14 protein-coding genes are annotated in these 14,957 nt (G+C 62.3%); 6 read left to right on the top strand and 8 right to left on the bottom strand.

What is annotated here, in order from left to right; translation table 11 throughout:
* Positions 1–223 precede the first annotated feature (223 nt).
* From JV241A_RS24265 to JV241A_RS24280, 4 genes are all read left to right on the top strand, one after another.
* Entirely contained in the window at positions 224–2,542 is a 2,319-nt protein-coding gene (locus JV241A_RS24265; RefSeq protein WP_134064864.1) for a Tex family protein, read from the top strand.
* Positions 2,542–2,925 carry a PaaI family thioesterase gene (locus tag JV241A_RS24270; RefSeq protein WP_115084838.1) on the top strand — a complete coding sequence of 128 codons (384 nt, stop codon included), beginning with the start codon at positions 2,542–2,544 and terminating at the stop codon, positions 2,923–2,925. Before JV241A_RS24265 ends, JV241A_RS24270 begins: the two co-directional genes overlap by 1 nt.
* A gap of 138 nt (positions 2,926–3,063) precedes the next feature.
* A complete protein-coding gene (gene gshA / locus JV241A_RS24275; protein ID WP_134064866.1) occupies positions 3,064–4,665 on the top strand; it encodes a glutamate--cysteine ligase in 1,602 nt (533 codons plus the stop codon).
* Between the two features lies 1 nt (position 4,666).
* A complete protein-coding gene (locus JV241A_RS24280) occupies positions 4,667–5,293 on the top strand; it encodes a TetR/AcrR family transcriptional regulator (protein WP_115084836.1) in 627 nt (208 codons plus the stop codon).
* 101 nt (positions 5,294–5,394) lie between these two features.
* Here the strand turns inward: JV241A_RS24280 and JV241A_RS24285 are convergent, their stop codons facing one another.
* The 8 genes from JV241A_RS24285 to JV241A_RS24320 all read right to left on the bottom strand — a co-directional run bounded on the left by JV241A_RS24285 (position 5,395) and on the right by JV241A_RS24320 (position 12,447).
* Entirely contained in the window at positions 5,395–5,610 is a 216-nt protein-coding gene (locus JV241A_RS24285; RefSeq protein ID WP_010221227.1) for a molybdopterin-binding protein, read from the bottom strand.
* Between the two features lie 19 nt (positions 5,611–5,629).
* On the bottom strand, positions 5,630–6,442 hold the full coding sequence (gene ssuB, locus JV241A_RS24290) for an aliphatic sulfonates ABC transporter ATP-binding protein (protein ID WP_166675747.1): 813 nt from the start codon (positions 6,440–6,442) through the stop codon (positions 5,630–5,632).
* Positions 6,439–7,233: an aliphatic sulfonate ABC transporter permease SsuC gene (gene ssuC / locus JV241A_RS24295; RefSeq protein WP_115084835.1), complete on the bottom strand. Its 795-nt coding sequence runs from the start codon at positions 7,231–7,233 to the stop codon at positions 6,439–6,441. The genes ssuB and ssuC overlap by 4 nt, the downstream gene beginning before the upstream one ends.
* Positions 7,234–7,243: 10 nt before the next feature.
* Complete coding sequence (gene ssuD, locus JV241A_RS24300) at positions 7,244–8,392, bottom strand: FMNH2-dependent alkanesulfonate monooxygenase (RefSeq protein WP_115084834.1); 1,149 nt, start codon at positions 8,390–8,392, stop codon at positions 7,244–7,246.
* 58 nt (positions 8,393–8,450) lie between these two features.
* On the bottom strand, positions 8,451–9,416 hold the full coding sequence (locus tag JV241A_RS24305; RefSeq protein ID WP_134064868.1) for a sulfonate ABC transporter substrate-binding protein: 966 nt from the start codon (positions 9,414–9,416) through the stop codon (positions 8,451–8,453).
* A gap of 92 nt (positions 9,417–9,508) precedes the next feature.
* Positions 9,509–10,102 carry an NADPH-dependent FMN reductase gene (ssuE, locus tag JV241A_RS24310; RefSeq protein WP_115084832.1) on the bottom strand — a complete coding sequence of 198 codons (594 nt, stop codon included), beginning with the start codon at positions 10,100–10,102 and terminating at the stop codon, positions 9,509–9,511.
* A gap of 224 nt (positions 10,103–10,326) precedes the next feature.
* Complete coding sequence (locus tag JV241A_RS24315; protein ID WP_134064870.1) at positions 10,327–10,965, bottom strand: peroxiredoxin; 639 nt, start codon at positions 10,963–10,965, stop codon at positions 10,327–10,329.
* Positions 10,966–11,127: 162 nt separating this feature from the next.
* Positions 11,128–12,447, bottom strand: coding sequence for an OprD family porin (locus JV241A_RS24320; protein WP_134064872.1), 1,320 nt, complete (start codon positions 12,445–12,447; stop codon positions 11,128–11,130).
* A 348-nt stretch (positions 12,448–12,795) separates the two neighbouring features.
* Here JV241A_RS24320 and tauA (JV241A_RS24325) point away from each other — a divergent pair, with 348 nt between their 5' ends.
* Both tauA (JV241A_RS24325) and tauA (JV241A_RS24330) read left to right on the top strand, forming a co-directional pair.
* Entirely contained in the window at positions 12,796–13,767 is a 972-nt protein-coding gene (gene tauA / locus JV241A_RS24325) for a taurine ABC transporter substrate-binding protein (protein ID WP_134064874.1), read from the top strand.
* Between the two features lie 197 nt (positions 13,768–13,964).
* Positions 13,965–14,942, top strand: a complete 978-nt coding sequence (tauA, locus tag JV241A_RS24330; protein ID WP_115084829.1) for a taurine ABC transporter substrate-binding protein — start codon at positions 13,965–13,967, stop codon at positions 14,940–14,942.
* The last annotated feature ends 15 nt before the right edge of the window (positions 14,943–14,957 follow it).

Consider the following 14,957-nt stretch of genomic DNA (forward strand, 5'->3'; position numbering starts at 1 on the left):
CGGCACGCATTATGGCTTAGCCATCAATGGCCGTGCCGTGTGCATTGTTAGCAGATTTTTCCCCGGGTGCCAGTATTGCCGGGCCGACAACTGGCCTGCTGCTATCACCGCAAGCCGGACGCGCTGGGTATAATGCGCCGCTTTCAGCCAGCGCCGCATTGACCACAAGCGCTCTACAGCGCCCGCCCGCGGCCTTTGTATTCACAATTTGTCAGGTGGTTTTATGGACAGCATCAACAGCCGCATCGCCGAGGAACTCGGTGTCCGCCCACAACAGGTCGAAGCGGCCGTGGCTCTACTTGATGAAGGTTCGACCGTACCTTTTATCGCCCGTTACCGGAAAGAAGTCACCGGTAGCCTGGATGACACCCAGCTGCGCCACCTGGAAGAGCGCCTGCGCTACCTGCGCGAGCTGGACGACCGGCGTGTCAGCATCCTTGCCAGCATCGAAGAGCAAGGCAAGCTGACCCCGGAGCTGGCCCGCGAAATCAAACTGGCCGATACCAAGACCCGCCTCGAAGACCTGTACCTGCCGTACAAGCAAAAGCGCCGCACCAAGGGTCAGATCGCCCTGGAAGCCGGCCTGGGCGAGCTGGCCGATGGCCTGCTGAACGACCCGCAACTGAGCCCTGAAACCGAAGCCGCGCGTTTTGTCGACGCCGAAAAAGGCGTGGCCGATGTCAAAGCCGCCCTCGAAGGCGCCAAGTACATCCTCATGGAGCGCTTCGCCGAAGACGCCAGCCTGCTCGACAAGCTGCGCAGCTTCCTCAAGCAGGAAGCGGTGCTCAGTGCTCGCCTGGTGGCCGGCAAGGAAGAGGAAGGGGCGAAGTTTCGCGATTACTTCGAGCACGACGAAGTGCTCAAGAGCGTGCCGTCGCACCGCGCCCTGGCGATTTTCCGGGGCCGTAACGAAGGCGTGCTGGCTGCTTCGCTGAAAGTCGGCGAAGAGCTGCCGGGCACCCTGCACCCCTGCGAAATGATGATCGCCGAGCGTTTCGGCCTGCAAAACCAGAACCGTCCTGCCGACAAGTGGCTGGCCGAAGTGGTGCGCTGGACCTGGAAGGTCAAGCTCTACAGCCACCTTGAAACCGACCTGTTCGGCGAGCTGCGCGACAACGCCGAAGGCGAGGCGATCAACGTCTTCGCCCACAACCTGCACGACCTGCTGCTGGCCGCCCCGGCCGGCCCGCGTGCCACCCTGGGCCTGGACCCGGGCCTGCGTACCGGTTGCAAGGTCGCCGTGGTCGATGCCACCGGCAAGCTGCTGGACACCGCCACCGTCTACCCGCACGTGCCGAAAAACCAGTGGGACCAGACCATCGCCGTGCTCGCCGCGCTGTGCGCCAAGCACTCGGTGGAACTGATCGCCATCGGTAACGGTACCGCCAGCCGCGAAACCGACAAGCTCGCCGCCGAACTGATCAAAAAACACCCGGCGTTGAAGATGACCAAGATCATGGTCTCCGAAGCCGGTGCTTCGGTGTATTCGGCCTCGGAACTGGCGGCCAGGGAGTTCCCGGACCTCGACGTATCGATCCGCGGCGCCGTGTCCATTGCCCGGCGCCTGCAGGACCCGCTGGCCGAACTGGTGAAAATCGACCCGAAATCCATTGGTGTCGGCCAATACCAGCATGACGTTTCGCAGCTGAAACTGGCCCGTGGCCTGGATGCTGTGGTCGAGGACTGCGTGAACGCCGTCGGCGTTGACGTCAACACCGCCTCGGTCGCCCTGCTCGCCCGTATCTCCGGCCTCAACAGCACCCTGGCGCAGAACATCGTCGCTCACCGCGATGCCAACGGCGCCTTCAAGACCCGCGCAGCACTGAAGAAAGTCAGCCGCCTGGGCGAGAAAACCTTCGAGCAGGCCGCAGGCTTCCTGCGCGTAATGAACGGCGACAACCCGCTGGACGCCTCCGCAGTGCACCCGGAAGCCTACCCGCTGGTACAGCGCATTGCCGCTGAAACCGACCGCGACATCCGTTCGCTGATTGGCGACAGCGGTTTCCTCAAGCGTCTGGAGCCGAAGAAATTCACCGATGAAACCTTCGGCCTGCCGACCGTCACCGACATCCTCCAGGAGCTGGACAAACCCGGCCGCGACCCACGCCCCGAGTTCAAGACCGCCGAGTTCCAGGAAGGCGTCGAAGACCTCAAGGACCTGCAGTTGGGGATGATCCTCGAAGGTGTGGTGACCAACGTCACCAACTTCGGTGCCTTCGTCGACATCGGCGTGCACCAGGATGGCCTGGTGCACATCTCGGCCCTGTCGGAGAAGTTCATCAAGGACCCGCGTGAAGCGGTCAAGGCCGGCGACGTGGTCAAGGTCAAGGTCATGGAAATCGACATCCCGCGCAAACGCGTCGGCCTGTCGATGCGCATGAGCGACACCCCGGGCGAGAAGATCGACGGCGCCCGTGGCAGCCGCCCGGGCTCGGCCCCGCGCCAGCAAAGCGCTCCAGCCCGTGCCAAGGAAACCCCGGCACCGGCCAACAACGCCATGGCCTCGCTGTTCGCCAACGCCAAGCAGCTGAAGAAGAAGTGATGACGGCTCCCGACGACGTCGTCTTCAGCGCCTTCAGCCAGTTGCTCGGCTGCCGTCTGCAACGCCTGGAAAACGGTGTTGCAGAGGTGGTCATGGCCCTGGAGCCGCACCTGCGCAACCGGGGCGGCAAGCTGCATGGCGGGGCGATCTTCAGCCTGGTCGACACCACCATGGGCCTGGCCTGTTCCAGTTCCCATGGTTTCGACCAGCAGAGCGTGACCCTGGAATGCAAGATCAACTACCTGCGCGCGGTCAGCGAAGGTGAAGTGCTGTGCGTTGCCCGGGTGCTGCATGCCGGGCGGCGCACGCTGGTGGTCGACGCCGATGTACTTCAGGGCGACAAACTGGTGGCAAAAGCGCAGGGGACATTCGTCGTCCTCTAGCCGCAAATGGCCAAACTGCGGTACTTTCGGCAGAGCGCAGGCGCTGCCGAAAGCCGGCCACAACCAGGCGACAACGCCAGTTCCTCTGTCCACCCTTGTAGACCGTCATCTCCACCCCCATATTGGGGCGACTGACGCGTGAAGGAATCCATCTTGAGCGAACTTCTCAACCGCCGCCTGAGCCTGCTCGGCCAAGGCGACAACCTCTCCCTGCTCAAGCAGTGCCTGCACGGCATCGAGCGTGAATGCCTGCGTGTGACCGAGGAAGGTCGTCTGGCCCAGACTCCGCACCCCGAAGCCCTCGGCGCGGCGCTGACCCACGAGCAGATCACCACGGACTATTCGGAGTCGCTGCTGGAGTTCATCACCCCAGCCCTGGCCGACCCGGCGCAGACCCTCGAAAGCCTGGAAAACATCCACCGCTTCGCCTACACCAAGCTTGGCAACGAGTTCCTCTGGAGCCCGTCGATGCCTTGCCCGCTGCCGGCCGAGGAAGACATTCCGATCGCCTGGTATGGCACCTCCAACATCGGTCAGCTCAAGTACGTCTACCGCAAGGGCCTGGCCCTGCGTTACGGCCGCACCATGCAGTGCATCGCCGGGATTCACTACAATTTCTCGCTGCCAGAAAAACTCTGGCCGCTGCTGCGCGCTGCCGAACACGGCACGGAAGATAATCGCGACTATCAGTCGTCGGCCTACATCGCCCTGATCCGCAACTTCCGCCGCTACAGCTGGCTGCTGATGTACCTGTTCGGCGCCTCGCCGGCCCTGGATGCGGGCTTTTTGCGTGGCCGCCCGCACCAGCTCGAACAGTTCGACGCCGACACCCTGTACCTGCCCTACGCCACCAGCCTGCGCATGAGCGACCTGGGTTACCAGAGCAACGCCCAGTCCGGCCTGACGCCCTGCTACAACAATCTCGCCAGCTACACCGACAGCCTGCGCAAAGCGGTAGCCACGCCTTACGCGCCCTATGTCGAGATCGGTACGCACAAGGATGGCGAGTGGGTTCAGTTGAACACCAACATCCTGCAGATCGAAAACGAGTACTACTCCAATATCCGCCCCAAGCGCGTCACCTACAGCGGCGAGCGGCCGATCCAGGCGCTGATGGCCCGTGGCATCCAGTACGTCGAAGTGCGCTGCCTGGACATCAATCCGTTCCTGCCAACCGGTATCGACTTGCCCGAAGCGCGTTTCCTCGACGCCTTCCTGTTGTTCTGCGCCCTGGAAGAAAGCCCGCTGCTGGGCAACCTGGAGTGCGGCAACTGCACCGGCAACTTCCTTAGCGTGGTCAAGGAAGGTCGCCGTCCGGGCCTGGAGTTGCAGCGTGACGGTCAGCCGGTCGAGCTCAAGCAGTGGGCCGCTGAACTGCTCGAACGCATTGCGCCCCTGGCCGAACTGCTCGACCGCAGCCACGGCAGCGACGAACACGCCAAGGCCCTGCACGCGCAGAAAGCCAAGGTCAGCGACCCTTCCCTGACGCCATCGGCGCAGGTGCTGGCGAGCATGACCGAGCACAAGGAAAGCTTCAGCCGCTTCGCCTTGCGGCAAAGCCAGGCCCATGCAGAGTTCTTCCGCGCCCAGGCCCTGCCGATCGAGCAGCAGCAACGCTTCGAAACGGCAGCGCACGAGTCCCTGGAAGCCCAGGCAAAGCTCGAGCGCGAAGAGGACAAGGCCGACTTCGACCTGTTCGTCAGCGCTTACCAGGCGAGCATCCTGGCGATCAGCAACTGACATGACCCGCACTGCTACCCCGCGCAAACCCCGGGCCCGCAGCCAGGCGAGGATCGATTCGATCCTCGAGGCGGCGCGCACGCTGCTGGCCAGCGAAGGGGTGGCCAGCCTGTCGATCTACAGCGTGGCCGAGCGCGCGCAGATTCCGCCGTCGTCGGTGTATCACTTCTTCGCCAGTGTCCCGGCCCTGCTTGAAGCGCTCACCGCCGACGTGCACAGCGCCTTTCGCGCCTGCCTTGAAGCGCCCATTGATGCAGCGGCGTTGAACACCTGGCACGACCTGTCGCGCCTGGTTGAGCAACGCATGCTGGTGATCTACAACGAAGATGCCGCGGCGCGCCAGCTGATCCTGGCCCAGCATGGTCTGAGCGAAGTGACCCAGGCTGACCGCCAGCACGACATCGAGCTGGGCGACCTGATGCATACCTTGTTCGCCGAGCATTTCCAGTTGCCGGTGTTGCCGCAGGACGTGGATGTGTTTGCGCTGGCCATGGAACTGGGCGATCGGGTGTATGCCCGTTCGGTGCAGTTGCACGGGCAGATCACGCCGCGCATGGCCGAGGAAGGGATGCGGGTGTTTGATGCGTATCTGGGGCTGTATTTGCCGCCGTTTCTGCCTAAACGCTGATGGCCTCATCGCTGGCAAGCCAGCTCCCACAGGGACTGTATACACCGAACCTTGTGGGAGCTGGCTTGCCAGCGATGCAAGGCAAAGCCTTGCCCTGGTAGTCAGAGCTTGGCAATCGACACTTCAGTCGACTTCACAAAGGCAATCACCTCACTGCCAATGGTCAGCTCCAGCTCGCGCACCGAGCGGGTGGTGATCACCGAAGTGACGATACCCGAGGCCGTTTGCACATCGATTTCCGACAACACCGGGCCTTCGAGGATTTCCTTGACGGTGCCTTTGAACTGGTTGCGTACGTTGATCGCTTTGATAGTCATCTGCTTGGTTCCTTACAGGTCAGAGAGCCCAACGCAATTGCGTCGGCAAAGGTGCGACAGGTTCCGGCTCGGGCGGTGTGCCCGGAATCGACAGAACCCGGTTGAGTACTTCGGTTTCCAGTGCGGCCAGGCGGTGTGACCCGCGCACCCGCGGGCGAGGCAGCTCGACCGTCAGGTCCAGGCCCACTTCGCCGTCTTCGATGAGGATCACCCGGTCGGCAACCGCCACCGCTTCACTGACGTCGTGGGTAACCAGCAACACGGTAAAGCCATGCTGGCGCCACAGCCGTTCGATCAACTGCTGCATTTCGATACGAGTCAGCGCATCCAGCGCGCCCAATGGCTCGTCGAGCAGCAACAGGCGTGGCTGGTGGATCAGGGCGCGGGCCAGGGCCACACGCTGCTTCTGGCCGCCCGACAACGCCGCCGGCCATTCATGGGCGCGCTCGGCCAGGCCGACCGCCTCCAGCGCTTCAAGGGCTCGCGGCCGCCAGTTGCCCGACAGGCCCAGGCCAACGTTGTCGATGACCTTCTTCCACGGCAGCAAGCGCGCTTCCTGGAACATCAGGCGGGTGTCTTCCTGGGCTTCGCGCAGCGGCGCGGAACCGGCCAACAGCTCGCCGCCACTGGGCTGGTCGAGCCCGGCGAGCAAGCGCAGCAAGGTGCTCTTGCCGCAGCCGCTGCGCCCGACAATGGCGACGAACTGCCCGGCCGGAATATGCAGGTCGATGTCACGCAGCACCTGGCGCTGGCCGAAGGTCTTCTGCAGGTTCTGCGCCGCCAGCGGAATCCCGCGCAGCAGTCGTGGTGGCGTTTCCTTGAGGATGGTCATGCGCCCTCTCCCCTGCTCGGTTGATAGGCCGGATGCCAGCGCAGCCAGACCCGCTCAAGACCGCGTGCGGCCAGATCGGCAAGCTTGCCGAGCACGGCATAGAGGACGATGGCCAGTACCACCACATCGGTCTGCAGGAACTCGCGGGCATTCATGGCCAGGTAGCCGATACCGGCGTTGGCCGAGATGGTTTCGGCAACGATCAAGGTCAGCCACATAAAGCCCAGGGCAAAGCGCACGCCAACCAGGATCGACGGCAAGGCGCCCGGCAGGATCACCTGGCGGAACAGCTCGAAGCCGGACAAGCCATAGCTGCGGGCCATTTCCACCAGGGCCGGATCGACGTTGCGAATGCCGTGGTAGGTATTCAGGTAAATCGGGAACAGGGTGCCCAGGGCCACCAGGAAAATCTTCGCCGACTCATCGATGCCGAACCACAGGATCACCAGCGGAATCAGCGCCAGGTGCGGCACGTTACGGATCATCTGCACCGAACTGTCGAGCAGGCGTTCGCCCCATTTCGACAGGCCGGTGATAAAGCCCAGCGCCAGGCCGATGGCGCCACCAATCAGAAAGCCGACGGCTGCCCGCCAGCCACTGATTGCCAGGTGGGTCCAGATCTCGCCGCTGCGCACCAGCTCGACGCCAGCGCTCAACACCGCACTTGGCGCCGGCAAAATCCGCGTCGACAGCCAGCCGACGCTGACTGCCAGTTGCCAGACCGCCAACAACAGTAACGGCAGCGCCCAGGGCGCCAGGCGTTGCTGCCAGGGAGTGGATGAACGACTCATGGCCGGGCCCTCAGCGCTGCGCCGAGGATTTGGGCAGGATGTCGTTGGCGACCATCTCGCCGAACGGGCTCACGTAGCCACCGCTTTGCGGCAGTTGCGGGCGCTCCACGTCCAGGTGCGGGAACAGCAGCTCGGCCACCCGGTACGACTCTTCCAGGTGTGGATAACCGGAGAAGATAAAGGTGTCGATACCCAGCGCCGCGTATTCCTTGACCCGTTCGGCCACGGTCGGGCCATCGCCGACCAGGGCCGTACCGGCACCGCCGCGCACCAGGCCGACACCGGCCCAGAGGTTGGGGCTGACTTCCAGGTTGTCGCGGTTGCCGCCGTGCAGCGCGGCCATGCGTTGCTGGCCGACCGAATCGAAGCGCGCCAGCGAGGCCTGGGCGCGGGCAATGGTGTCGTCGTCCAGGTGCGAGATCAGGCGCTCGGCGGCCTGCCAGGCTTCGGCGTTGGTCTCACGCACGATCACGTGCAGGCGGATGCCGAAACGTACGCTACGGCCTTGCTTGGCGGCCTTGGCACGCACCTGCTCGATCTTCTCGGCAACCGCGGCGGGTGGCTCGCCCCAGGTCAGGTACAGCTCGACCTGTTCGGCCGCCAGGTCCTGGGCCGCTTCCGAAGAGCCACCAAAGTACAGCGGCGGACGCGGCTGCTGGATCGGCGGATAGAGCAGCTTGGCGCCTTTGACCTGGATGTGCTGGCCGTCGTAGTCGACGGTTTCGCCTTCCAGCACCCGGCGCCAGATGCGGGTGAACTCCACCGAGGCCTGGTAGCGCTCTTCGTGGCTGAGGAACAGGCCGTCACCGGACAGTTCCTCCGGATCGCCACCGGTGACCAGGTTGAACAAGGCACGACCACCGGAAAGACGATCCAGGGTCGCCGCCTGACGCGCTGCCACGGTCGGCGAGATGATCCCCGGACGCAGGGCTACCAGGAACTTCAGGCGCTGGGTCACCGGAATCAGCGAAGCGGCGACCAGCCAGGAGTCCTCGCAGGAACGCCCGGTGGGGATCAGCACACCGCCAAAGCCGAGGCGGTCAGCCGCCTGGGCAATCTGCTGCAGGTAGCCGTGATCGACGGCGCGCGCGCCTTCGGCGGTGCCAAGGTAATGGCCGTCGCCATGGGTTGGAAGAAACCAGAATACGTTGAGGCTCATTGGAGTTGTCTCCTAGGGGTGGCGCAGACCGGGGCGGCGCCCCGGCGCGGGCAAATCGTCAAGGGGCGCTGGCGACCTTGGCCGGCGGTGTCCAGATCACGTCCTTGATGCTCAACGGCTTGGGAATCAGCTTGAGCGTCTTGAAGGTGTCGGCGATCTTCTGCTGGGCAGCGATCACTTCCGGGGTGAGGAAGGCGGCGCCGTAGCCCTGGCGCTTGACCGAGGTCAGGGTGATGTCGGCGGGCAAGCCGAGCAGCGGCGCGACCTGGTCGGTGACTTCCTGCGGGTTGGCCTTGGACCACTCGCCCACTGCGCGCACTTCATCGACCAAGGCGCTGATCACTTCAGGGTGCTTCTGCGCGTAGGGCTTGGTCGCCAGGTAGAACTGATGGTTGTCGACGATGCCCTCGCCGTCACGCAGGGTGCGTGCCTGTAACTGCTGCTCGGCAGCGGCCTGGTACGGGTCCCAGATCACCCAGGCATCGACGCTGCCACGCTCGAAGGCGGCGCGGGCATCGGCGGGCGGCAGGAATACCGGCTGGATGTCGCTGTACTTGAGGCCGGCGTCTTCCAGGGCGCGGACCAGCAGGTAGTGAACGTTGGAGCCTTTGTTCAGCGCGACTTTCTTGCCCTTGAGCTCCTTGACCGACTGGATTGCCGAGCCCTTGGGCACCAGGATGGCTTCGCTGTGCGGCGCTGGCGGTTCGTAGGCGACATACAGCAGGTCGGCGCCAGCGGCCTGGGCGAACACCGGCGGCGTCTCGCCGGTCACCCCGAAGTCGATCGAGCCGACGTTCAGGCCTTCGAGCAGTTGCGGGCCACCGGGGAATTCAGTCCATTGCACCTGCACGCCCTGAGCGGCAAGGCGCTTCTCCAGCGTGCCCTTGGCCTTGAGCAGCACCAGGGTGCCGTACTTCTGGTAACCGATACGCAGGCTTTCGGCCTGGGCTTGAGTAATGGCGCCGAAGGACACAGCCGCAGCAAACAGAGCGACCAGACCACGACGCAAAATGACAGTGCGCATAGCGCTCTCCTTTGCTGTTGGGGTTCAGGCTGCACCTGCTTGCCCGTTGGCGGGCGAGTAAGGTGGGAACTACAGGTAGCGGGTGATACGCCTCAGATGCTCCAGCGAGCACTGAGCAGACGCTCATTCAACACGCCCGGCGCAACCGGTTTGGGTCGACGCGCCAGGGCGCTGTGAAACAGTTCCAGGGATTCGAGCAGACGCTGCTCCAGGGCCGGCGCCAGTTGTGCGGCGGCACTGCCTTCGCCGTAGGCGATCTGGCTGTCGTCGGCGAAGATCCCTTGCAGGGTTTCCTGGGCCTTGAGTGCCGACAGCACCGGCTTGAGCGCGTAGTCCACGGCGAGCATATGGGCGATGCTGCCGCCGGTAGCGATCGGCAGCACCACCTTGTGGCTCAGGGCGCGTTCGGGCAGCAAGTCGAGCAGGGTTTTCAGCGCACCGGCGAACGAGGCCTTGTACACCGGGGTAGCAACCACCAGGCCATCGGCCTGTTCTACCAATTGCAGGAAGTGCTGCACCTTGGGGCTGTCGAAACGTGCATGGAGCAGGTCTTCGGCCGGAAAATCCCGCACCTGGAAAGTCACCACTTCCACGCCCTGGCCTTGCAGCCACTGGCGGCTGCGCTCAAGCAGGACACCGGAGCGGGAACGCAGACTGGGACTACCACCGAGAGAAACAACCAGCATTGGAACGCATCCTTGATCGTGTTCTAGAGGGCCGCGAGTTGGAGTTCTCGCTGGAGTGAAGTGACCTTAACAGCTTGATGCATATATCGATAAATCATATTTTTTCATTTGTTTATTCTTTTTAGAGCTATGAGAGCATCGCGGGGCAAGCCCGCTCCTACAGGTATTGGGGGGAATAAAAAAAGGGCCGTAAAACGGCCCGAGTTCCCTGCTATGGCTAAAGATCAACGATTGGGTTGCGGGGTCAGGCGCAGGTACGGCTTGACCGCCCGGTAACCCTTGGGAAAGCGGCGCTTGATTTCGTCTTCATCCTTGAGCGACGGCACGATCACCACCTCGTCACCATCCTGCCAGTTGGCCGGGGTGGCAACCTTGTGGTTGTCGGTCAGTTGCAGCGAATCGATCACCCGCAAGATCTCGTGGAAGTTGCGCCCGGTGCTGGCCGGATAGGTGATGGTCAGGCGGATCTTCTTGTTCGGATCGATAACGAACAAGGAACGCACCGTCAGGGTATCGCTGGCATTGGGATGAATCAGGTCGTAGAGGTCGGAGACTTTGCGATCGGCATCGGCCAGGATCGGGAAGTTGACGACAGTGCTCTGGGTTTCGTTGATGTCTTCGATCCAGCGGTGGTGCGAATCCACCGGGTCCACCGACAGGGCGATGGCCTTGACCCCGCGCTCGGCGAACTGCTCTTTGAGCTTGGCAGTGAAACCCAGCTCGGTGGTGCACACCGGGGTGAAGTCGGCCGGGTGAGAGAACAGCACGCCCCAGCTGTCGCCCAGCCATTCGTGGAAGCGGATCTTGCCGGCGCTGGAATCCTGTTCGAAGTCGGGGGCGATATCGCCGAGTCTGAGGCTCATGGTGCGGCTCCTTGGCTGGGTTCGTTATGGCTTCACTGTGCCTGCTTACTCGTAAAATTAAAAAGAATAAATATCGAATTATTTAGATCAAAAAGGGATATCAAAAAACAGGCAAAAGAAAGCCCGCCCGGCACAAATGCGGGACGGGCTCTGATTGCCGACTTACAGGATCGACAGGGTGTAGCTGAGGATCAGACGGTTTTCGTCCTGGTCACGCTGGTTTACTGCGTCGGAACGCAGCGAAGCGTTCTTCCAGGCCAGGCCCAGGCCTTTGAAGGTACCTTCAGGTACAACATAGCCGAGGGAGAAGTCGCGCTCCCATTCGGAACGGTCGCTGCCCGGAGCATTGATATTGGTACCTTTGAGGTAGACCACGGAGGTGGTCAGGCCCGGCAGGCCAACCGCAGCGAAGTCATAGGCATACTGCGCAAGCCAGGTGCGCTCGCCGGCACGCTGGAACTTGCCGATCTGACGGTCGGTGATCAGGTAGGCCGAAGCACCGTCACCCTGGTTCAGGAACGGGAAGTCACTGGTGCCGTTGACACGCTGGTAACCAGCGCTCAGCGCATGACCTTGCAGGCTATAGGTGAACATCGCACTCCAGGTGCGGTTGTCCACTTCGCCGTTGTTCTGGTATCCGGAAGCTTTATAGCCAGCCAGGCGGCCTTCAGTGCTGGCGTTCTTGCCATCGGAATCGCTGTAGAAGTAACGCAGGTCGGACTTCAGGCTACCGACCGGCAGCGCCCAGTTATGGGTCAGGCCGAGGAAGTGCTGTTTGTAGAAGTCGTCCAGGTTGCCATAGTAGTACTGGGCAAGCAGGTCCTTGGTGACCTTGTAGTCGCCACCGGCGTAGTAGAAGGCGTTGCTGCGCTGACCAGTACGGCTGTTGGCACCTGCAATCGACAGCGAGTCGTTATTGGTGGAGTTACGACCTTTGGCGTGCTCCAGCTTACCGCCGATCAAGGTCAGGTTCTCGATTTCGTTCGAAGTGACCTGACCACCTTCAAAGGTTTGCGGCAGCAGTCGACCGTCGTTGTAGGTCACGACCGGCAGCTTCGGCATCAGCGTACCGAGGCGTGCTTCAGTCTTGGAGAACTTGACCTTGCCGGTCAGGCCCAGGCTGCCGAAATCGTCGACAGCACGGCCGTTGCTTTCACTCGGGAATACAGTACCGCCAGTGCTGCCGTTGGTTTTGTTGTAGGCAGTGCCACGACCGGAGTCGAGCTTGATGCCCAGCAGGCCGATGGCATCGACACCAAAGCCGACGGTACCTTCGGTGTAACCGGAGGTGAAGTTGAAAATGAAGCCTTGGCCCCACTCTTCAGTCTTGGATGGGTCAGCGGTGCCGCTACGGTTGTCGGTGTTGATGTAGAAGTTGCGGGCAGTGATGCTTGCCTTGCTGTCTTCAACGAAACCGGCAGCACCCGCCTGCTGGGCCAGAACCCCAACGGCCACGGCAAGTGCCAAGGTGGACTTGTACATGTTTTGCTCCTCTACGTTCTAATTCTTGTGTGTCGCTTACGGCAGGATCTTTGTGTCCCGCTCGACGTCGATTGGCGATTAGCACCAAAGGGTGACCGTCTAGTCAATCGTAACTATTCATTTCACTACTTTGGTCTAATGCGCCAGCGGTGGGGGTGAAGGATAATGACAATCCTATAAATCCAAAAAGACTTATTTCGTAATTTTTCAGATTATTACGGAATATGATCCGAATTTTTCTCCGCTGCCGTTATCGGCACATAAGCTAATTCCTAAAGGGTATTTTGAAGCGGTTTTTTAGATCGCTTAGCTTTGACGAACCTTCCCCTTTCGACAAGGCAGCCCCTCATGGCCAGACCATCATTGCGTTTCCTTTATGCCCTGGCCTTGACCAGCATCACTTTTGTCGCCCAGGCCGATGAACTGACGGTGGGCTACCAAACCGGCATCGACCCGAGCAAAGTGCCCCAGGCCGACGGCGCCTATGAACAGGCCATCGGTGAAAAGATCGCCTGGCGCCGTTTCAACAGCGGCCCGGAAGTGGTCACCGCGATTGCCTCTGGCGATGTACAGATTGGCAATCTGGGCTCCAGCCCGTTAGCCGCTGCCGCTTCGCGCAAGTTGCCGATCGTGGCGTTTATCGTCTCGGCGCAGATCAACGCCGCCGAAGCTCTGGTGGTGCGCAACGGCAGCGGCATCAACAGCCCGCAGGACCTGGTCGGCAAGACCATCGCCACGCCGTTCGTGTCCACCTCGCACTACAGCCTGCTTGGTGCGCTCAAGCACTGGAACCTCGACACCCGTCAGGTCAAGGTGGTCAATCTGCAACCAGCGGAAATCGCCGCAGCGTGGAAACGTGGCGACATCGACGGTGCCTTTGTCTGGTCGCCGGCATTGGGCGAAATCCGCAAGACCGGCAAAACGCTCACCGACGCCGCCGAGGTTGGCGGCTGGGGTGCACCGACGTTCGAAGTGTGGGTAGCGCGCAAGGATTTTGCCGAGAAGCATCCTGAGGTGGTGAGCAAGTTCGCCAAGGTCACCCTTGATGCATTTGCCGACTACGCTGCCAACAAGGCGCAGTGGACGAGCGACTCGGTACCGGTGCAGAAGATCGCCAAATTGACCGGCGCCAATCCGGCAGATGTTCCGCAGTTGCTGGCCGGGGCGGCGTTCCCCGATGCCCAGGCGCAGCCGCAGTTGCTGCAGAGCCAGACGCCCAAGGCGATTGGCGAGACCGCGCGGTTCCTCAAGGAACAGGGCAAGGTCGAAGCGGTACTGGCGGACTACGCGCCGTACGTGAGCGCCAAGTTTATTCAGTGAGATCGTATCGCGGGGCAAGCCCGCTCCCACAAGGACCTGCAGGAGTGGGCTTGCCCCGCGATGAAACCACCTCATTTGCAGAGCCTTAAATCAATTGGCTCCTAAGCTAATGCAAAAAAGTTATTTATTTTAACTTTCTTAGATCATCTAGTCTTATTCCACACCAACACAACCGCCCGCCTGACAAGGAGTTAACCATGACCCTGCATGCTCCCCTGCGCCTGTTCGCCGCCCTGACCCTGGCCGGCACCAGCTGGTTTGCCCAGGCGGCCGACCTGACGGTGGCCTACCAGACCACCGTGGACCCGGCGAAAGTCGCCCAGGTCGACGGTACCTACGAGAAAACCAGCAAAGCCGACATCGACTGGCGCAAATTCGACAGCGGCGCCGACGTGATCACCGCCGTGGCCTCCGGCGATGTGCAGATCGGCTACCTCGGTTCCAGCCCGCTGGCCGCGGCCGCGACCCGCAAGCTGCCGGTGGAAACCTTCCTGATCGCCACCCAGATTGGCGCTGCCGAAGCCCTGGTCGCCCGCGATGGCGCCGGCATCAACTCGCCGCAGGACCTGATTGGCAAAAAGATCGCCGTACCGTTCGTCTCCACCGGTCACTACAGCCTGCTGGCTGCGCTCAAGCAATGGAACATCGACCCGGCCAAGGTACAGATCCTCAACCTCGCACCACCGGCAATCATCGCCGCCTGGAAGCGCGGTGACATCGACGCCACCTACGTCTGGGACCCGGCCCTGGGCGTGGCCAAGGAAAACGGCAAGGTACTGATCACCTCCGGTGAGCTGGCCGACAAAGGCGCACCGACCTTCGACGCCTGGATCGTGCGCAAGGACTTCGCGGCCAAGCACCCGGAGATCGTCAAGGCCTTCGCCAAAGTCACCCTGGATGCCTACGCCGACTACCGCAAAGACCCGCAAGCGTGGCTGGCGAACAAGAGCAACGTCGACAAGCTGGTGAAGCTCTCCGGCGCCAAGGCGGCTGATATCCCTGGCCTGCTGCAAGGCAACGTGTTCCCGCTGGCCGCCGACCAGGTTGCAGCGCTGGGCGCACCGACCACCCAGGCAATCACCGACACCGCTACCTTCCTCAAGGAGCAAGGCAAGGTCGAAGCGGTGCTGCCGGACTATGCGCCTTACGTCAGCGCCAAATTCATTGCCAACTGAGACTCGGAGCAGACC

The organism is Pseudomonas sp. JV241A (genome assembly GCF_900275665.1).
Taxonomy (GTDB): domain Bacteria; phylum Pseudomonadota; class Gammaproteobacteria; order Pseudomonadales; family Pseudomonadaceae; genus Aquipseudomonas; species Aquipseudomonas wadenswilerensis.